Here is a 17,675-nt window from a genome sequence, read left to right as displayed (position 1 = left end):
TTTGATGCTCCTTTTTTATATTAGCTATATAAAAAAGTGCGGTGAATTTAAGAGTTCCAAAGAAACTTTCTATATGTCATATATCTAAGAAATTCCTTTTTCTTGACATACTTTGAATACCGCCATTTTCAGTAATGAAATCGACAATATGCCTCCATCTGATAGAAAATGATACTATTAGCTTTGTTTATTATAAATACTAGTGGCTTCTTAATACTCATTTTTCTATTAAGAATATATTGAAGAACCTGTAATTTAAATTCGATTGTGTAATGTTTACCCATAAAAAATCTGCACCTCAATTGTTGGTCTGGTTAGTCCAACTTTTGGGGGGCAGATCAAATTTCACCGCACTTTTTCGTTTTTTAAATTGAGAAATTAATTGGTTTTTAATTTGCCCCAATATTTTTCATAAATATCGACCGCTTCACCAACATCTCCTTGCATAATCCCTTTTTCTACTTCTTCAGCTGGTGGGAATAATTTTGGATCGTTGGCTAACTCAGGACTTAATAAGTTTTTTACGCCTTCATTTGGCATGGAAAAGCCCATCCGTTCTACCACAACTTTAGCATTTTCTGGACGAAGTAAGAAGTCAATGAACTTATGTGCGCCTTCAACATTTTTTGCTGTAGTTGGAATCGCATAGTTATCCATCCAGAAAATTGCGCCTTCTTTTGGATAGACAAATTGAAGAGATGGATTTTCTTTCTGTGCTAAATAAGCAGAACCATTCCAAATCATACCAATTGCTGCTTCACCTTGTACGTAAGGTACTTCTGGCGAGTCAGAGTTAAAGGTCGCTATATTTGGTAAAAGTTTTTCTAAACGTTCATAAGCTGTTTTGATGTCTTCTTCATTGGTGGTATTAGGAGATTTACCATCAAGTAGTAATGCTACGTGGAATACTTCACGCGCATCACTGGTCATGAGAACTTTACCTTTAAATTCAGGTTTCCATAAATCCGCCCAGCTGGTGATGGTTTTAGGATCAATCTCATCCGCATTAACTTCAATACCAGTAAGTCCGTAAACGTAAGGTAATGAATATTTATTTTCTGGGTCGAATTCTTTATTTAATAAATGTTTAGGGATTTGATGAATATTGGTCAATTTACTTTGATCAATCGGTTGAAGCATCTTTTCCCTAATCATTTTATTTACGTAGTAACTTGATGGAAACACCAAATCATAGCCAGAGCCAGTATTTTGAGTAAGTTTGAGTTTCGCGTACATTTCTTCGTTGCTTTCAAAGGTAGAATAAATTACCTCGATGCCAGTTTCTTTAGAGAACTGTGCGACTAAATCAGAAGGCACGTAGTCTGTCCAGTTATAGACGTAAAGTTTGTTATTGGCAAAAGCAGAAGCCGCGAAAAGTGCGGTGGTGGAAAGGAAAAGATTTTTGAGTGAGTGAGCAAAGAATTTTTTCAATTTATTGACCTCCGAGGGTTATCGTTCATCATAAAACGCACAAATTTTGCGCGTGCTCAGTATAGCATTTTTTTCGTAAAAGGTTTGACATATTTCCCTTTCGGGGTAAGATTTTGCCAGTTTTTTCCTAAGGGATTTTTTATGCTTAATTTTGCCTATCAAGAACATGTTCGCTCTTATTATTTCGACTCTCGTAACCAAGATTTTCAATTCCCACCGCTCACTCAAATTGAACACGCTGATGTATGTGTGATCGGGGCTGGTTTTTTTGGTTTATCTGCGGCATTAGAACTGGCGGAGAAAGGAAAAAAAGTTATTGTATTAGAGGGGGCTCGAGTAGGATTTGGTGCTTCTGGTCGTAGTGGTGGGCAAGCAATTAATGGCTTTGAAGAAGGCATTGATGAATACGTTAAACAAGTTGGCGAAGATAAAGCATATAAACTTTGGAATATGTCATTAGAGGCCATTGATATTATTGATGAGCGTATTGAAAAATATGGCATTCAGTGCGACTGGAAAAAAGGCTATGCCACATTGGCATTAAATGAACGCCGAATGGATGACTTAATTGAAATTGAAAAAGAAAGTCATGAGAATTTTGGCTATCAAAATATGCAGCTTTGGGATAAGGCTAAATTAAAACAGCACTTAGGCAGTGATATTTATGTGGGCGGCTTATTTGATAGTAACTCAGGGCATTTGCATCCACTTAATTATTGCTTAGGTTTAGCGAAGGCTTGTGTCGATCTGGGTGTTCAAATTTTTGAACAATCTCCTGTAGTGGATATGGTTGAGAAAAATGGTTGCGTTGAGGTTAAAACAGCTAAAAGTGCGGTTATTTCTCAAGACGTTATTTTAGCCACCAATGCTTATATTGATGCTCTCCCGAAATCTATTCACCACGGCATTAATCGTAAAATATTACCTGTAGAAAGTTTTATTATCGCCACAGAGCCGTTAAGCCAAGCCGTTGCTGATTCTGTCATTAATAATGGCATGTCGGTGTGCGATAACAATTTATTATTAGACTATTATCGTTTAAGTGCGGACAATCGCTTGCTCTTTGGTAGTGATTCTAGCTCAGAAAAAGATATGGTCACGATTATGCGGAAAAATATGTTGCGCGTATTCCCGCAACTTGAAAATGTAAAAATCGATTATGGCTGGGCTGGCCCGATTGATATGACCTTAAATTCAACGCCACATTTTGGTCGTATTTCTCCGCATATTTATTTTGCTCACGGTTATTCTGGTCACGGTGTTGCTTTGACTGGTCTTGCGGGGCGAATTGTAGCGGAAGCGATTTTGGGTGACGATGAACGTTTATCTATTTTTGAAGGCCTGAAAGTCCCTTCTGTTTATGGTGGTCGAATAATCAAAGATCTTGCGACAAAGATTGGTGTGCAGTATTACAAGTTTTTAGATAAATATCGTTAAGATATAAAAAATGACCTAGTTTAAAAACTAGGTCATTTTTTATGAGTGGGCTTATTTATTACCACATGCTTTAATTGTTTCTGTTCAAGGACCAAAGAATGAATGTTCGCTAAAAAATAAGTTTGTTCTGCTTCAGGAATGGAAAACGGCATCAAGTTGAGTAAATCTTGATGGATGGCTAAAACTTGTGGAAAAATAACCGCACTTCGAATTTCTTCGAGCATTTCTGGATAAAGTGGAGAAACGCAACCTCCTCGTTCTATTCGACCTAAGCTACAAGCAATGTGCAGCAACATAAAATCCACTTGAGGCGTATTTACCTCAGCTTGCCAGTAATGAGCTAATCGATCTCGTAAACGAAATACCACATCAATAATAGATTGATTTATTTGCCTGCGAATTTTCCAACGTTCTAGTTGCTTAAATAACCGCATTTGTTTTAATTAGTGCAAAATTTGTTCACTAATTTACCGCACTTTACTGAAATAAAACAGTGCACAGATCACTGTTTTGTAGCAAAATGGTAAAAAATTTGTAAGGATGTAAAAATGTTAGATTATGAGATGTTCAATCCATATGAAGGATTGATTTTTGATATGGATGGAACTTTAATCGATACCATGCCCGTGCATGCGCAGGCTTGGACGATGGTGGGAGAGCGATTTGGCTATGACTTTGATTGCCAAATTATGTATAACTTTGGCGGGGCGACGGTTCGAACCATCGCGGGGGAAATGATGAAAGCGGCGAATATGCCACTAGATCGAATTGAGGATGTGCTGGCTGCAAAACGTGAGTTGTCTTATCAACTTATTCCGACTCAATCAAAGTTATTGCCAACCTTTGAGATTGTGAAATCCTTCCATCAGAAAAAGCCGATTGCTCTGGGATCTGGCTCACACCGTAAAATTATTGATATGTTGATGGATAAACTGGCTATCGCACCTTACTTTAATGCCATTGTCAGTGCAGATGATGTAAAAGAACATAAACCACACCCAGAAACTTTTTTACGTTGTGCGGAATTAATTCAAGCAAATCCAAGTCGTTGTATCGTATTTGAAGATGCTGATTTAGGTGTGCAAGCGGGATTAAATGCGGGAATGGACGTGTTTGATGTGCGTACACGAGAAATCATTTCGCCAAGATAATGGATATTTTTTCATTTTTTAGTGCTGATTTTTGGCAAACTCATGCGTTATGCCTTATGTTTGTCAGCGCATTCTTGAGTGCAACGGTATTACCAGGTAATTCAGAGGTTGTATTTGTTGCTCTTGCTGCACCTAAATTAGTGTTGGGATCTTTATTTAGTACAGATATATTGGCACTTGTTTTTTTCGCCACACTTGGCAATGGATTGGGGAGTTTAACCACTTACGGGATTGGGCGATGGATGCCAAAATTTGATCCAAAAAATCACCGCACTTTATGGGTCACGAATCAGATAAAGCGTTATGGGGCGATTACTTTACTTTTAAGCTGGCTGCCTGTCGTTGGTGATTTATTTTGTGCCATAGCAGGTTGGTTAAGATTAAATTTTGTGGTAAGTAGCGTCTTTATCTTTCTTGGAAAACTGGTTCGTTATGTTGCATTATTGTTTTTTAGTGCACCATTCTTGTTATAAAATGCGCAAGAAAAGGCCCCACAATGAAGGCGGGGCAAATAACCTAAGGAACCAATTTTATTAAAACAACTGCAAGTCGCTTGTTCTATGAGACTAGCACTTTATAAGAAAGTTCAAAATTTTCTGAAAATTTTTTAAATAAAAATTTGGGATAAAAAAAAGCCCCACAATGAAGGCGGGGCAAATAACCTAAGGAACCAATTTTATTAAAACAACTGCAAGTTGCTTGTTACATAAGACAATGAGCCTTGCCATAAAGTTCATTAGAATTTGCAAAAAAATGAACATTTATTCAAATTTATTTTTAATTTACTGATTTATAAGGAAAACTTTATGCCATTACTTGATAGTTTTAAAGTGGATCATACCAAAATGAATGCACCAGCAGTACGTGTTGCAAAAACGATGCGCACGCCAAAAGGTGATGACATTACCATTTTTGATTTACGTTTCTGTATTCCAAATAAAGAAATTCTTCCTCCAAAAGGTATTCATACGCTTGAACATTTGTTTGCGGGTTTTATGCGTGATCATTTAAATAGCGATAGCGTTGAAATTATTGATATTTCTCCGATGGGATGTCGCACGGGATTCTATATGTCCTTGATTGGTACACCAAATGAACAGCAAGTAGCACAAGCTTGGTTAGCTTCAATGAAGGATATTTTAGGTGTGCAAGATCAAACAACTATCCCCGAATTAAATATCTATCAATGCGGTACTTATACCGAACATTCTTTGGAAGAAGCACACGAAATTGCAAAAAATGTTATCGCTCGTGGTGTGGGCGTGAATAAAAATGAAGATTTGGCACTCGATGATTCGTTATTAAAATAGGAGAAATCATGACAACACTTGGCACAGCATTAACCCCTAATGCAACCAAAGTAATGATGTTGGGTTCTGGTGAACTAGGTAAAGAAGTAGTGATTGAATTGCAACGTTTAGGCGTTGAAGTTATTGCAGTTGATCGCTATGAAAATGCTCCAGCACAACAAGTAGCACATCGTGCATACACCATTTCTATGTTAGATGGTAATGCATTGAAAACGCTTGTGGAGAAAGAAAAGCCTGACTACATTGTTCCCGAAGTTGAAGCTATTTCGACAGCCACTTTGGTTGAATTAGAACAAGCAGGCTTTAATGTTGTGCCGACTGCAAAAGCAACTCAACTTACGATGAATCGTGAAGGGATTCGTCGTCTAGCTTCAGAAGAGTTAGGGTTACCAACATCGCCTTACCAATTTGTGGATAATTTTTCAGACTTTCAAAGTGCGGTCGAAAAAATTGGTATTCCTTGCGTGGTGAAACCGATAATGTCTTCTTCTGGACATGGGCAAAGTATTTTAAAGTCTAAAGATGATATTCAAAAAGCTTGGGATTACGCGCAAGAAGGTGGGCGAGCGGGAGCTGGTCGAGTAATTGTTGAAGGTTTTGTCAAATTTGATTATGAAATTACGTTACTGACAGTTCGCCATATCAATGGTACAAGTTTCCTTGCGCCAATAGGTCATCGTCAAGAAGATGGTGATTATCGGGAATCTTGGCAGCCTCAAGCTATGTCGGATATTGCATTATCAAAAGCGCAATCGATTGCTGAGAAGATTACCGGTGCATTGGGTGGATTCGGTATTTTTGGTGTAGAGATGTTTGTGTGTGGTGATGAGGTGATTTTTAATGAAGTATCACCGCGTCCTCATGATACAGGAATGGTAACGTTGATTTCTCAAGAGCTTTCCGAATTCGCTTTACATGCTCGTGCGATCTTAGGTTTACCAATCCCCGATATTACGTTGATTAGCCCATCGGCGTCTAAAGCTATTGTTGTGGAAGGCAAATCAAAAAATGTGCAATTTGGTGGAATCGAAAAAGCACTGGCGCAACCTCATACTAATATCCGATTATTTGGTAAAGGTGAAGTGAATGGTCATCGACGCTTAGGCGTTTTACTTGCGCGTGATGTATCCGTTGAAAAAGCGTTGGAAAAAGTAAAACAAGCTTATGAACAGCTAGAAATTAGTTTATAAAAATCGAAAGTGCGGTAAAAATTGATCTGACTCCAAAAAGTTAGACTGTGATTTAAAGGATTGTTTTTGATATTGTATCGGACTCAGTCCTTTTAATTTTAGTTGAATCCATCGATGACTATAGTAATCCAAATGATCTCTAACTGTATCAACTACCTCCCCCTCTAGTGTTGAATTTCTGACTATAAAAATATTCCATTTTTAATCGCCCAAAGAAACTTCCCATTGCGGTATTGTTCGAGTAATTCCCTTTTCTAGACATACTTTGAATGATGCTATTTTCTGCCAAGATTCGACGATAGGTTTAAGCTGTAAAATTATCAAACGTAAGCGGTTTTCTTCCGTTTTAGGTGGAGGATGCATTTTAGCATAGTGAGGTTTCATAAATGGTTGTCTTGATAGTTTATGAGGAATTAGCCCATTTATGCTATTGCGATGTAAACGATGCAATTCGTAACCACCCTGTTGAATTAATCGGTCAAGAATTACGTGGTTATATGACGGATATGAAACGTATCTCTGTTGCAGGTTAATTATTAAACCAGTAAAATTCAAGCCAACTTTTTCAATAAGTTGGCTTTTTTTATAATACAAAGGAATTAATATGAAAAATAATAAAGTTCTTAACCGCACTTTTAAAGTGAGTCTGGTGGCTGTGGCGTTAGGATTAGTTAATTCGGCATGGGCAACAGATCTTACTTGCTCAAACCCGACAGGATGTCAGTATTCTTGGGGATCATTACCTAATTTTTGGACTTTCAACAAAAGCCAACAAACATCAATTAGTGATGCAATTAATGTAACTATTACATCAGGAAACTACCAAAATATCGCTAAAACCGATGTTGGAACTAGCACACATGGAGGAAAACCACTAGCCTCTAGCGATTCATTATTTAGTATTTTTGACCTTACTGATAGAAATAATCATATTACTGTTAAATCTGGTGTAAATGCCACACTCAAAGAAGACTATCCATCAAGCTCACTTTTAAGTATATGGGGTGGAACTGCCACGTTAGAAACAGGCTCAAAACTCATTGTTGAGAAAAATTACGCACAAATTCACAATATAACTGATGCTTATGGTGATTCAAGTGGCAACTCAGCGATTGAATCTCGTGGTGGCAAAATTAATACACAAGCTGATATTGAAATAAATAACGATGGTTCTAGTGCAATTGAATCTCAAAAGACCTCAGTTATCAATTCATCCAATCATAGTATCAAGATGAATGGAAAGAGTGATATTGCCTACGTATTATATGGTGCAAAAGATAGAGCAAATATCAGTAATGTACAAATTACTGGAAATCAAGATATGCAATTTGCTTTTGACATCGGTACAAATGATGAGAATGCGGCTCAGACGGTTATAGCTAATGGTTTAAATGTAACTCTTAACAATAAAAGTGGTTTATTCACCACATCAGATAGCGGATCGCAAACAATAACACTAACAAATTCAGAAAGTAATACAGGTTATGGGTTGCTAGCATTCCCATTAGGCGATGAACAGTTAGTTAAAATTAATTTAGAAAATACAACATTAAATGCTACTCAAGCATTAATCTCGCTTAATGATAAAAACTTCCCTCTTGAAGCAGAAGATGATGATGCATCCAATTCTACACCAGCTGGAGTCTATCATCTAAACCTTACTGCAAGTAAAAACTCCAAACTAACTGGCGCAATTCTTGAAAACCCAGATCGGCCAGTAAAAAATGAAATCAACTTATCTATGTCTAATAGTCAATGGCGCTTCAATAAATCAAGCACATTAAATAACTTAGATGCTAACAGTTCTGAGATTACATTTACTCCAACTTCTGAATATAAAATATTAACAATTAAAGATAACCTCACAGGTTCTAGCACATTTAACCTCAATACCAATATTGCTGAAAATAAAAGCGATAAAATTGTTGTTAAAGGTACTGCTGAAGGTAATCATAAAATTGGGGTAACAAACCAAGGTGAAGATGTTGCTAACGGAAAAGTGACACTTGTAGAAACCAATGGCGGCAATGCAGCATTTAGCTTAACCAATGCCAACAATCGTGTAGATTTAGGTGCTTACCAATACTTCCTAACAAAAGAGGGAAATAATTGGGTATTAGCGAACTCTAAAAATGTAGTTACACCAAGTAATTCTGTGGTGACTCCAAGCAACCCTGTGGTGACTCCAAGCAACCCTGTGGTGACTCCAAGCAACCCTGTGGTGACGCCAAGTAATCCTGTGGTGACGCCAAGTAATCCTGTGGTGACGCCAAGTAATCCTGTGGTGACGCCAAGCAATCCTGTGGCAACTCCAAGCAATCCGGTGATGACTCCAAGCAATCCTGTAGCGACGCCAAGCAATCCTGTAGTGACACCAACTGCCCCAGTTCTACCAAGTACACCACTGCTTTCAGACTTAGCAAATGCACAAGTTTCTCTTCGCCAAGCACAATTGCTTTTAGTGGAAGATGATTTAAGTGGCATTCATCAACGTCTAGGCGAAGTGGAAAACGGTGAAAAAGGTAATGTATGGGTTCGTAATGTGAATTCTCGCCAAAAATTAGCCGCACTTTCTACTGGTGAGAGTGAAACTTCTGGCTTTAAACAAAACGTACATCGCGTACAAGTGGGTGCTGATGCTGCTGTAACTGATAACCTCCGTGTTGGTGGATTTGTTGGCCGTAGCCAAGCTAACGTCGATTTCAATGGTTATTACGGTGATGGCAAAGTAAGAAGCAACAGCGTGGGCTTATATGCAGCTTACCTTGCAGATAACGGTATTTATGTAGATAACATCGTGAAATACAGCCGTTTACACGCTAATTCAGATCACACTGAAAAACGTCATTACAATGCTTATACTATCTCAAGTGAGTTAGGCAAACGCTTTAGCCTTGTGAACGATTGGACAATCACTCCTCAAGCACAATTAGCGTGGACACGTATTTCATCACAAGAGAATGAAGATAGCTTATCTTCTATTTATTCTCGAATTGGTTTACGTGTAGCCAAAGGCTTTGCATTAAGTAATGGTTGGAATTTACAGCCTTATGCAGAAGTCAATGCGATTACTAGCAAAAACCGTAGCAGCAAAATTCATTACACAAACAGTGCACTTGATGTCGCAAGCAGCCGTGGACGTTTTGAAAGTGCGGTCGGTTTAAATGCTGGATTTGCAAATCATCGTTTTGGTTTAGAAGTAAGCCGTGAAGATGGTAAAAACTTCGATAAACCTTATGCAATTCAAGCGATTTATCATTATAGTTGGTAGTATCTTGCTAAATATACCTCTTAAAAGTGCGGTGAAAATTCACCGTACTTTTGTTTGTCCAAACTAAATATTCAAAATCTTATAAATTTCAGAATCTTTACGATCTAGGTAATGGATGGATTGGATTTTACGAATTGTGCGAGATTTTCCACGAATTAAAATTGTTTCAGTGCTGGCTAAATTGCCCTTTCTAGAGATACCTTTAAGCAAATCGCCATTGGTGATACCCGTTGCGGTAAATACTAGATTGTCATCACGCACAAGATCTTCAAGTTTTAACACTTCATTGATTTTTATGCCTAATGCTTCACAACGCTGAATTTCATCGGCAGCAATTTTTTTATTTTCTTCGGTATCACCTTTTACTTCGTTACGAGGAAGTAAACGAGCTTGCATATCGCCACCTAATGCACGAATTGCAGCTGCAGCAGCCACACCTTCTGGTGCGCCACCGATTCCGTAAAGAAGATCGACTTCAGCATCAGGCAAACAACACAATACGGAACCTGCCACATCACCATCAGGGATCGCCATCACTCTCACGCCTAAGTTATGCATTTGTTTAATTACTGCATCATGACGTGGTTTTGCCAATACCATTACGGTGAGATCAGAAAGGGATTTTCCTAGCTTAGATGCAACTCGGCGAAGATTTTGTTCTAGTGGTAAAGTTAAATCAATCATGCCTTTAACATCGGGGCCAACCACCAATTTTTCCATATACATATCTGGTGCTTTTAAAAAGGTATTTCTGCCGCCAGCAGCCAAGACAGAAATAGCATTAGACTGACCCATTGCAGTCATACGCGTGCCATCAATAGGATCAACGGCGATAGAAACCAATTCTCCCATGCCAGAACCGACTTTTTCACCAATATAAAGCATTGGTGCTTCATCAATTTCCCCTTCACCAATAACAATTTCAGCATCCATATGAATTAAGTTCAGCATATAACGCATGGCTTTCACAGCTGCATCGTCAGCTGCATTTTTATCCCCTCGACCAAGCCACATATGAGCCGCTAACGCAGCTGCCTCAGTCACTCGTGAAAATTCAATAGCCAATGCACGATTCATCATTATTCTCCTTCTGCTTACTTTTCTAGATCATGGCAAAATGGCGTTATTTTATCACTGCGTAATCGTTTGCATAATAATTTTTTCTCCAACGCTTTAAAAAGGCAAATTTACTGGGTAAAATACTCTCAAACTTACCCATATTTAAAAGGAAATCATTATGTCTTTAGAAATTTTAGACCAGCTTGAAGAAAAAATTAAACAAGCGGTAGAAACTATCCAATTACTTCAATTAGAAGTTGAAGAATTAAAAGAGAAAAACGCAGAATCTCACAGAAATATCGAAAGTTTACAAACTGAAAACGAACAACTGAAAAACGAACACCGCAACTGGCAAGAACATATTCGTTCATTGCTTGGCAAATTTGATAACGTTTAATTGTAATAAAAGGCTTAGAAAATCTAAGCCTTTTTATTTTTAATTATTTCAAAAATATTCTTTTTACTTTTCCCTGTGTTAGGGAAGAAAAATAAATACAGGATAATCAAATGCACATTTGCATTCTCTCTGGCAGCACTTTAGGTGGTGCAGAATATGTTGCCGAACATTTAAACGATATTTTAGAAACTCAAGGTTTTTCCACCGCTCTTTTTCATGGACCAAGTTTATCCGACATCGAAAATGAAAAAATTTGGCTTGTTGTGACTTCAACTCATGGTGCGGGCGAGTTGCCGGATAATTTAAAACCTCTATTTGATGAATTAGCTAAAAGTCAAAGCGATTTTTCAGATGTTCGTTTTGCCGTCGTTGGATTAGGTAATTCTGATTATGATACTTTTTGCTATGCAGCGGACAAAGTGGAGCAAACTCTCCAAGAAAAAAGTGCGGTCAAAATTTGCGAAACTTTAAAAATTGACGTTTTAAACGTAGATGATCAAGAAGGCTATGCTGAAACATGGTTACCGAGCTTTATCGAGGGATTAAAATGATTGCCTTAATCCAGCGTGTAACCCAAGCGAAAGTTGATGTAAACGGTGAAACAATAGGACAAATTGGCAAAGGTTTACTGGTTTTGCTTGGTGTAGAAAAAGAAGATAACCGAGAAAAAGCGGATAAACTTGCTGAAAAAGTGCTTAATTATCGAATTTTCAGTGATGAAAATGACAAAATGAACTTAAATGTTCAACAAGCACAAGGTGAATTACTTATTGTTTCTCAATTTACATTAGCGGCGGATACACAAAAAGGTTTGCGTCCAAGTTTTTCAAAAGGTGCGCCCCCTGCATTGGCTAATGAATTATATGAATACTTTATTCAAAAGTGCGGCGAGAAATTACCTGTTTCAACAGGGCAATTTGCAGCGGATATGCAAGTGAGTTTAACAAACGATGGCCCTGTTACGTTTTGGTTAAACGTATAAATAAGAACGGTTGATTTAGTTATAAGATTCTTAAGACTTTTAGAAAATTAAGCACGCCAAATAGCTTAACTAATGGAATATCTGCGTTGAACGTACATATTCCATTAGTCAACGTCAACTAACAACATAGTACCTAACAACAAGGTTGGTGAGCAAAAAGGCGAACTGAAGCCCTCCATTGCTCCCTCGTCCATAAATGGACGTTTCCTCTCACCAATGGCCACTTTAATAACAAAGGTGAATTATCACCCACTGCCATTATCACTGATTAGGGACAATCGGGAATGTCAGACAACAGCCCGCCAAACCCAATAGGCAAAGTGCACAGCGCAATGCCAAATGGCACAAACATCCATTCTTGCGCCTAAATCCTTTCATTTATAGTCTGTGTTATCAGCTACAAACTCACTGTACAAGAATATGGTATGCCTTTTCCTAGGTTAAAACCGTGATCTGGATCACAAAAATAAAAATGCGGTGAAATTCTTTTAAAAAATTCACCGCACTTTTAAGAATAAACAATTATTGTCGGATTAAAAGGGCAACGGCTTCACAAGCAATTCCTTCTTGTCTTCCTGTAAAGCCTAGTTTTTCAGTAGTCGTTGCTTTCACATTGACTTGCTCAATATCGCATTGTAGGTCTTCAGCTATTTTGGCACGCATAGCATCAATATGTGGACGCATTTTAGGTGTTTGTGCAATGATGGTGACATCGACATTGCCTATTTTATATCCCTTTTCTTGCACTTGACGAAATGCTTCACGCAATAGCCCACGACTATCCGCATTTTTATATTGCATATCGGTATCAGGGAAAAGCTTTCCAATATCACCTAGAGCGGCGGCTCCCAAGATTGCATCGGTTAAGGCATGTAATGCCACATCACCATCTGAGTGCGCAATAAACCCAGTATGATAAGGCACTTCTACGCCGCCAATAATTAATGGGCGATCTTCACCAAACGCATGAACATCAAAACCGTGTCCAATTCTGATCATAATTTATTCCTTGTTAAATAAAATTCTGCTAATGCTAAATCTTCTGGACGAGTCACTTTTAAATTATCACTACGCCCAGCCACCAAGTGCGGTCGAAATCCTGCCAGTTCCATTGCCGATGCTTCATCCGTTATATTTGCACCTTGTTGAATCCCTGTGGAAAGCGCATTTCTTAATATATCTACTGGGAAAAACTGTGGTGTCATCGCTTGCCAAAGTTGACGACGATCTTCTGTTTTCACGATACATTGCTGATTATCCGCTCGTTTAATCGTATCCGTCGCTGGAATTGCCAAAATAGCACCATGTTCATCTTCAATGGCCAGCAATTTATCAATGTCGGCGTGTTGTAAACAAGGACGAGCAGCATCATGAACAAGCACCCACGCATTTTTTTCCTCAATCGCGTTTAAACCATTTAATACAGATTCAGCTCGTGTTGCGCCACCTTCTACTAACTGAATTTTACTAGGGAGAGATAGCTTAGCAATATAAGGATCATCTTTGTTCACCGCCAAAAGAATTTTAGATATAGCAGGATGAGAGAGCATAACATCAAGCGTGTGTTCGAGCAGTGTTTTGCCAAGTAGCGTTAAATATTGTTTAGGTTTATCCGCTTGCATTCGCGAGCCCACACCAGCTGCTGGCAATACCGCAATAATTGAACGAGCCATTATTTATTCTCTTTCACAATGTGATAAAACACTTCGTTTTCTTTTACCATGCCATGCTGCATTCGCGCGCGTTCTTCAATGGCCTCAAAGCCTTTAGTTAGCCCTTGAATCTCCGCATTAATACGCTGGTTGCGCTGAGACAGTTTTTCATTTTCCGCTTGGTTTTCTACAATCTTTGCGGCAGTTTCACGGTAATCAAAGAAACCATTACGGCCAAACCATAAGTCATATTGGAACAAAGCTAATACGGCAAAAAGAATGAGAATAAGAAGTCGCATAAAAATGTTAGTGATGAATAAAATTACGGCTAGTTTACCGTGAAAAGGGGGGAAAGGCGATAGGATAAAAAGAAAGTGCGGTAAGTTTTACATCTAAATCTCTCGTTAAAAATGTGACGAATATCACAAATTTAATAGAATTACCAAGAAATCGCCCCAAAAAATAAAAAGGCTTGCTATACTCTCCCCGTTTTTACTAACCCTAAAGTTAAAAGGAATATAACATGAAAACAACGTTAAAAATGACCGCACTTGCTGCACTTTCTGCTCTTGTTTTATCTGGCTGTGGCGCACACAAAATGAAGTCAGAAGAACACGCAAATATGCAATTACAACAACAAGCTGTTCTTGGCTTAAACTGGATGCAAGATTCTGGCGAATATAAAGCATTAGCTTATCAAGCCTACAATGCGGCAAAAGTAGCTTTTGATCACGCCAAAGTGGCAAAAGGTAAGAAAAAAGCGGTTGTGGTTGATTTAGATGAAACTATGTTAGACAACAGTCCTTATGCTGGCTGGCAAGTTCAAAATAATAAACCATTCGATAGTAAAGACTGGACGCGTTGGGTAGACGCGCGTCAATCTCGTGCCGTTCCGGGTGCGGTAGAATTTAATAATTACGTAAACAGCCACAAAGGTAAAATGTTCTATGTAACAAACCGCAAAGATAGCTCTGAAAAAGCAGGCACTATCGATGATATGAAACGCTTAGGTTTCAATGGTGTGGAAGAATCTGCATTTTATTTGAAAAAAGACAAATCAGCTAAAGCGGCTCGTTTTGCAGAAATTGAAAAACAAGGCTATGAAATCGTGCTTTATGTAGGCGATAACTTAGATGACTTCGGTGATACCGTATATGGCAAATTAAACGCGGACCGCCGTGCATTCGTTGATCAAAACCAAGGAAAATTTGGTAAAACTTTCATCATGTTACCTAACGCAAACTACGGTGGCTGGGAAGGCGGTTTAGCTGACGGGTATTTCAAAAAAGATACACAAGGCAAAATTAAAGCTCGTTTAGATGCAGTACAAGCTTGGGATGGTAAATAATTTTCCATTAAAAAATCGATTATGAAAATTTAGTTTGGGGGCTAAGCTCAGTTTTACTGGCTTAGCCTTTTTAGTTTTTCAGGTTCACTCAAATAATCATCATTACTACCGCTTGAAGTTTTGCTATGATGTTGCAAGCCTTTCAAAATAGAAATCATAAGTTAATGAAGAAAAATTTTTCGGCAGGAAAATTGCCGTCTAAAGGAAAAAGTGCGGTTAATTTTCACCGCACTTTTAAGCCAAAATCAAAACCTAAAACGCTGTTGTTGGATGAAACCAAGGTCGTGTTATTCAATAAACCTTTTGATGTACTCACGCAATTTACCGACGAACAAGGGCGTGCCACCTTAAAAGATTTTATCTCAATTTCAAATGTTTATGCGGCAGGTCGATTAGATAGAGACAGTGAAGGATTATTGATTCTAACCAATAATGGCGAATTACAACATCGTTTGGCAGATCCCAAATTTAAAACAGAAAAAACTTATTGGGTGCAAGTGGAAGGTATCCCTGAAGAAACCGATTTAGCACAACTCAGAAAGGGTGTAGAACTCAAAGATGGTATGACTAAACAGGCTCAAGTGCGGTTAATTTCAGAGCCAGATTTATGGGAACGCAATCCGCCTATCCGAGAGAGAAAAAATATTCCCACAAGCTGGTTAGAAATTAAAATTATTGAAGGGCGCAACCGTCAAGTGCGTAGAATGACCGCGCATATTGGTTTCCCCACTTTACGATTAGTGAGAGTGAGTATGGGCTCATTATCTATTAATGGATTAGCAAATGGCTCATTTAGATTATTATCATTGGATGAAATAAAAGCGTTATTTCAGACCGTCAAATTATAAAAATAGGGCAAGTATTTCGCTTGCCCTAAATTTTTCTCCCATAAATATTGAGCAGAAAGATAATTAATAAAAAACTAAACTGCTTTCAAACTCTTTCAGAAGATTACTTTCAGCTCGCAGTTCATTCCAAATTAATGGGTTACGGTCTAAGTATCCGCTTTCAAAATTCAATGTCCAATCATTCAAAGTGCGGTGCATTTCAAGGGTGAAACTTTTTGCAGTTTCTGTTGCTTGACGGGATTTATTGAGAATAACTGCAAGACGAAGCAATCGCATTAAAGCCATCACATCTTGCTCGCTATAACGTGCAAATTTAAAAAATTCAGCAGGTTTAAGCGTGCCAATATGCCAACGCACTAACGCAGTAAGCAAACGTTGCTGTTCACGATCAAACCCGGGTAATTCCATATTTTGTAAGATATAAGCCGAATGTTTTTGTAAACCTTTGTGATTAATCACAATGCCTACTTCATGCAAGCGAGCAGCCCAAAGCAGGATTTCGCGCATTTCTTCAATAAATTCTGTCGATTGCCAATTTTGATATTGCGCACTGAGTAAATTAGCACTATCCGCAATACGGTGGGCTTGGGCTTGGTCAATATTGAATTGTTCGCTTAATCCCCAAGCTGTACGCGCTCGAATATCTGCAACTTGGAAGTTTTTCTCTAGGCTATAAATGACGCCTTCGCGCAATGCGCCGTCAGAATAGCGCATTTGTTGAATATGAAAGACTTCAAATACTGCACTTAAAATCGCTAAACCGGGAACAAAAACATCCACGCGGTCTTGGTTTAAACCGTTAATATTTAGCTCGGTAAAATGTTTAGCTTGTAGCGTTTGCTCAATTAAAGCATGTAATCGCTCGGCTGTAATGGTTCCATTTGGATCAAGATTAGTCGCAATGACTTGCGCTACAGTTTTAATCGTCCCCGATGAGCCGAGCACAGATTGCCAACCTAATTTGCGATATTCAAATCCTAAATCTTCGATTTTATTGACCGCACTTTGACGCGCGCGTTGAAAGTTTTCTGGGGAAATGACGCCATCGGTAAAAAATTGAGTCGCAAAACTCACACACCCCATGTGGCGGCTTTCAGCCATAAGCGGCGTGAAATCATCACCGATGATCATTTCCGTAGAGCCACCACCAATATCTATAACAAGCTTTCTGCCTTTTTCTGGCTGAGTATGGCATACGCCAGCGTAGATGGTTTTAGCTTCCGTTTGCCCACTAATAATATTAATGGGATAGGGGAAAACCTTGGCTGCTTGACGTAAAAATTCGTCATTATTGATGGCTCTGCGTAATGTGTAAGTGCCAACTACATTGACGTTTTCCATAGGAAAACCTTGTAAACGTTCAGCAAATAAGGCTAAGCAATTCACGCCACGTGTGATGGCCTCTTGATTAAGCACCGCATTTTCATCTAAGCCTTCCGCAAGTTTCACTTTTTGTTTTAAGCGAGAAAGCACTTGGATTGAGCCGTTTACAATGCGTGCAACAATCATATGAAAGCTGTTTGAGCCAAGATCAATCGCGGCAATTTCACGTACATTGCCACGATGCTTGGGTTCTAAAATAGCGTTATTCATAACATT

General features: G+C 38.5%; 19 protein-coding genes and 1 pseudogene. 12 read left to right on the top strand and 8 right to left on the bottom strand.

Annotated features, from left to right (window positions below):
• Window positions 1-378: 378 nt before the first annotated feature.
• Window positions 379-1,431 (bottom strand): extracellular solute-binding protein, encoded by a 1,053-nt coding sequence (locus tag DV428_RS01025; RefSeq protein ID WP_114908376.1) that lies wholly within the window; start codon window positions 1,429-1,431, stop codon window positions 379-381.
• A 141-nt stretch (window positions 1,432-1,572) separates the two neighbouring features.
• On the opposite strand from DV428_RS01025, the gene DV428_RS01020 reads away from it, so the two are divergent.
• Window positions 1,573-2,868, top strand: a complete 1,296-nt coding sequence (locus DV428_RS01020; protein ID WP_114908375.1) for an NAD(P)/FAD-dependent oxidoreductase — start codon at window positions 1,573-1,575, stop codon at window positions 2,866-2,868.
• 32 nt (window positions 2,869-2,900) lie between these two features.
• Here the strand turns inward: DV428_RS01020 and DV428_RS01015 are convergent, their stop codons facing one another.
• A complete protein-coding gene (locus DV428_RS01015) occupies window positions 2,901-3,302 on the bottom strand; it encodes a PRD domain-containing protein (RefSeq protein ID WP_005636150.1) in 402 nt (133 codons plus the stop codon).
• A gap of 114 nt (window positions 3,303-3,416) precedes the next feature.
• Between DV428_RS01015 and DV428_RS01010 the strand changes: the two genes are divergently transcribed.
• From DV428_RS01010 to purT, 4 genes are all read left to right on the top strand, one after another.
• Window positions 3,417-4,019, top strand: coding sequence for a beta-phosphoglucomutase family hydrolase (locus tag DV428_RS01010; RefSeq protein ID WP_114908374.1), 603 nt, complete (start codon window positions 3,417-3,419; stop codon window positions 4,017-4,019).
• Window positions 4,019-4,492 carry a YqaA family protein gene (locus tag DV428_RS01005; protein ID WP_114908373.1) on the top strand — a complete coding sequence of 158 codons (474 nt, stop codon included), beginning with the start codon at window positions 4,019-4,021 and terminating at the stop codon, window positions 4,490-4,492. Before DV428_RS01010 ends, DV428_RS01005 begins: the two co-directional genes overlap by 1 nt.
• A 333-nt stretch (window positions 4,493-4,825) precedes the next feature.
• On the top strand, window positions 4,826-5,329 hold the full coding sequence (gene luxS, locus DV428_RS01000; protein ID WP_114908372.1) for an S-ribosylhomocysteine lyase: 504 nt from the start codon (window positions 4,826-4,828) through the stop codon (window positions 5,327-5,329).
• Between the two features lie 8 nt (window positions 5,330-5,337).
• Entirely contained in the window at window positions 5,338-6,519 is a 1,182-nt protein-coding gene (purT, locus tag DV428_RS00995; protein WP_114908371.1) for a formate-dependent phosphoribosylglycinamide formyltransferase, read from the top strand.
• 201 nt (window positions 6,520-6,720) lie between these two features.
• On the opposite strand, the gene DV428_RS00990 is transcribed toward purT, so the two are convergent.
• Entirely contained in the window at window positions 6,721-6,903 is a 183-nt protein-coding gene (locus DV428_RS00990; protein WP_065246474.1) for a hypothetical protein, read from the bottom strand.
• Window positions 6,904-6,953: 50 nt separating this feature from the next.
• Here DV428_RS00990 and DV428_RS00985 point away from each other — a divergent pair.
• Both DV428_RS00985 and DV428_RS00980 read left to right on the top strand, forming a co-directional pair.
• A pseudogene (locus tag DV428_RS00985) lies at window positions 6,954-7,052 on the top strand (NADP-dependent ketol-acid reductoisomerase); the annotation flags it as partial.
• Window positions 7,053-7,123: 71 nt separating this feature from the next.
• Window positions 7,124-9,790: an autotransporter outer membrane beta-barrel domain-containing protein gene (locus DV428_RS00980; RefSeq protein WP_114908370.1), complete on the top strand. Its 2,667-nt coding sequence runs from the start codon at window positions 7,124-7,126 to the stop codon at window positions 9,788-9,790.
• 63 nt (window positions 9,791-9,853) lie between these two features.
• Here DV428_RS00980 and glpX read toward each other — a convergent pair whose 3' ends face one another.
• Window positions 9,854-10,867 (bottom strand): class II fructose-bisphosphatase, encoded by a 1,014-nt coding sequence (glpX, locus tag DV428_RS00975; protein WP_114908369.1) that lies wholly within the window; start codon window positions 10,865-10,867, stop codon window positions 9,854-9,856.
• Window positions 10,868-11,027: 160 nt separating this feature from the next.
• Between glpX and DV428_RS00970 the strand changes: the two genes are divergently transcribed.
• The 3 genes from DV428_RS00970 (at window position 11,028) to dtd (ending at window position 12,228) form a co-directional block, all read left to right on the top strand.
• A complete protein-coding gene (locus DV428_RS00970; protein WP_005627167.1) occupies window positions 11,028-11,246 on the top strand; it encodes a cell division protein ZapB in 219 nt (72 codons plus the stop codon).
• 110 nt (window positions 11,247-11,356) lie between these two features.
• The gene (gene mioC, locus DV428_RS00965) at window positions 11,357-11,797 is read left to right on the top strand and encodes an FMN-binding protein MioC (protein ID WP_114908368.1); all 441 of its coding nucleotides are present in this window, start codon (window positions 11,357-11,359) and stop codon (window positions 11,795-11,797) included.
• The gene (gene dtd / locus DV428_RS00960) at window positions 11,794-12,228 is read left to right on the top strand and encodes a D-aminoacyl-tRNA deacylase (protein ID WP_114908367.1); all 435 of its coding nucleotides are present in this window, start codon (window positions 11,794-11,796) and stop codon (window positions 12,226-12,228) included. Before mioC ends, dtd begins: the two co-directional genes overlap by 4 nt.
• A 522-nt stretch (window positions 12,229-12,750) precedes the next feature.
• On the opposite strand, the gene ispF is transcribed toward dtd, so the two are convergent.
• From ispF to ftsB, 3 genes are read right to left on the bottom strand one after another with little or no spacing between them, the layout of a single operon-like run.
• Window positions 12,751-13,227, bottom strand: coding sequence for a 2-C-methyl-D-erythritol 2,4-cyclodiphosphate synthase (gene ispF / locus DV428_RS00955; RefSeq protein WP_114908366.1), 477 nt, complete (start codon window positions 13,225-13,227; stop codon window positions 12,751-12,753).
• A complete protein-coding gene (ispD, locus tag DV428_RS00950) occupies window positions 13,224-13,901 on the bottom strand; it encodes a 2-C-methyl-D-erythritol 4-phosphate cytidylyltransferase (protein WP_114908365.1) in 678 nt (225 codons plus the stop codon). Before ispD ends, ispF begins: the two co-directional genes overlap by 4 nt.
• Window positions 13,901-14,179 carry a cell division protein FtsB gene (gene ftsB, locus DV428_RS00945; protein WP_005629914.1) on the bottom strand — a complete coding sequence of 93 codons (279 nt, stop codon included), beginning with the start codon at window positions 14,177-14,179 and terminating at the stop codon, window positions 13,901-13,903. Before ftsB ends, ispD begins: the two co-directional genes overlap by 1 nt.
• A gap of 224 nt (window positions 14,180-14,403) precedes the next feature.
• On the opposite strand from ftsB, the gene hel reads away from it, so the two are divergent.
• Together hel and DV428_RS00935 are read left to right on the top strand one after the other, a co-directional pair.
• Window positions 14,404-15,228, top strand: coding sequence for a lipoprotein e(P4) (gene hel, locus DV428_RS00940; RefSeq protein ID WP_114908364.1), 825 nt, complete (start codon window positions 14,404-14,406; stop codon window positions 15,226-15,228).
• Window positions 15,229-15,392: 164 nt separating this feature from the next.
• Window positions 15,393-16,076 carry an rRNA large subunit pseudouridine synthase E gene (locus tag DV428_RS00935; RefSeq protein ID WP_162790758.1) on the top strand — a complete coding sequence of 228 codons (684 nt, stop codon included), beginning with the start codon at window positions 15,393-15,395 and terminating at the stop codon, window positions 16,074-16,076.
• 63 nt (window positions 16,077-16,139) lie between these two features.
• Here DV428_RS00935 and ppx read toward each other — a convergent pair whose 3' ends face one another.
• Window positions 16,140-17,669 carry an exopolyphosphatase gene (gene ppx / locus DV428_RS00930; RefSeq protein ID WP_114908362.1) on the bottom strand — a complete coding sequence of 510 codons (1,530 nt, stop codon included), beginning with the start codon at window positions 17,667-17,669 and terminating at the stop codon, window positions 16,140-16,142.
• Between the last annotated feature and the right edge of the window lie 6 nt (window positions 17,670-17,675).

The sequence above is a fragment of the Haemophilus haemolyticus genome (assembly GCF_003352385.1).
Classification (GTDB): domain Bacteria; phylum Pseudomonadota; class Gammaproteobacteria; order Enterobacterales; family Pasteurellaceae; genus Haemophilus; species Haemophilus haemolyticus_I.
The sequence above is the reverse complement of the archived record's forward strand: the minus strand, read 5'-3'. Positions and strand labels throughout refer to the sequence as shown.

Excerpts from the sequence above, each read along its gene's own strand:
- DV428_RS01020 (WP_114908375.1), top strand. The coding sequence starts at position 1,573 with ATGCTTAATTTTGCCTATCAAGAACATGTTCGCTCTTATTATTTCGAC.
- DV428_RS01015 (WP_005636150.1), bottom strand. The coding sequence starts at position 3,302 with ATGCGGTTATTTAAGCAACTAGAACGTTGGAAAATTCGCAGGCAAATA.
- DV428_RS01010 (WP_114908374.1), top strand. The coding sequence starts at position 3,417 with ATGTTAGATTATGAGATGTTCAATCCATATGAAGGATTGATTTTTGAT.
- DV428_RS01005 (WP_114908373.1), top strand. The coding sequence starts at position 4,019 with ATGGATATTTTTTCATTTTTTAGTGCTGATTTTTGGCAAACTCATGCG.
- luxS (WP_114908372.1), top strand. The coding sequence starts at position 4,826 with ATGCCATTACTTGATAGTTTTAAAGTGGATCATACCAAAATGAATGCA.
- purT (WP_114908371.1), top strand. The coding sequence starts at position 5,338 with ATGACAACACTTGGCACAGCATTAACCCCTAATGCAACCAAAGTAATG.
- DV428_RS00990 (WP_065246474.1), bottom strand. The coding sequence starts at position 6,903 with ATGAAACCTCACTATGCTAAAATGCATCCTCCACCTAAAACGGAAGAA.
- DV428_RS00980 (WP_114908370.1), top strand. The coding sequence starts at position 7,124 with ATGAAAAATAATAAAGTTCTTAACCGCACTTTTAAAGTGAGTCTGGTG.
- glpX (WP_114908369.1), bottom strand. The coding sequence starts at position 10,867 with ATGAATCGTGCATTGGCTATTGAATTTTCACGAGTGACTGAGGCAGCT.
- DV428_RS00970 (WP_005627167.1), top strand. The coding sequence starts at position 11,028 with ATGTCTTTAGAAATTTTAGACCAGCTTGAAGAAAAAATTAAACAAGCG.
- mioC (WP_114908368.1), top strand. The coding sequence starts at position 11,357 with ATGCACATTTGCATTCTCTCTGGCAGCACTTTAGGTGGTGCAGAATAT.
- dtd (WP_114908367.1), top strand. The coding sequence starts at position 11,794 with ATGATTGCCTTAATCCAGCGTGTAACCCAAGCGAAAGTTGATGTAAAC.
- ispF (WP_114908366.1), bottom strand. The coding sequence starts at position 13,227 with ATGATCAGAATTGGACACGGTTTTGATGTTCATGCGTTTGGTGAAGAT.
- ispD (WP_114908365.1), bottom strand. The coding sequence starts at position 13,901 with ATGGCTCGTTCAATTATTGCGGTATTGCCAGCAGCTGGTGTGGGCTCG.
- ftsB (WP_005629914.1), bottom strand. The coding sequence starts at position 14,179 with ATGCGACTTCTTATTCTCATTCTTTTTGCCGTATTAGCTTTGTTCCAA.
- hel (WP_114908364.1), top strand. The coding sequence starts at position 14,404 with ATGAAAACAACGTTAAAAATGACCGCACTTGCTGCACTTTCTGCTCTT.
- DV428_RS00935 (WP_162790758.1), top strand. The coding sequence starts at position 15,393 with ATGAAGAAAAATTTTTCGGCAGGAAAATTGCCGTCTAAAGGAAAAAGT.
- ppx (WP_114908362.1), bottom strand. The coding sequence starts at position 17,669 with ATGAATAACGCTATTTTAGAACCCAAGCATCGTGGCAATGTACGTGAA.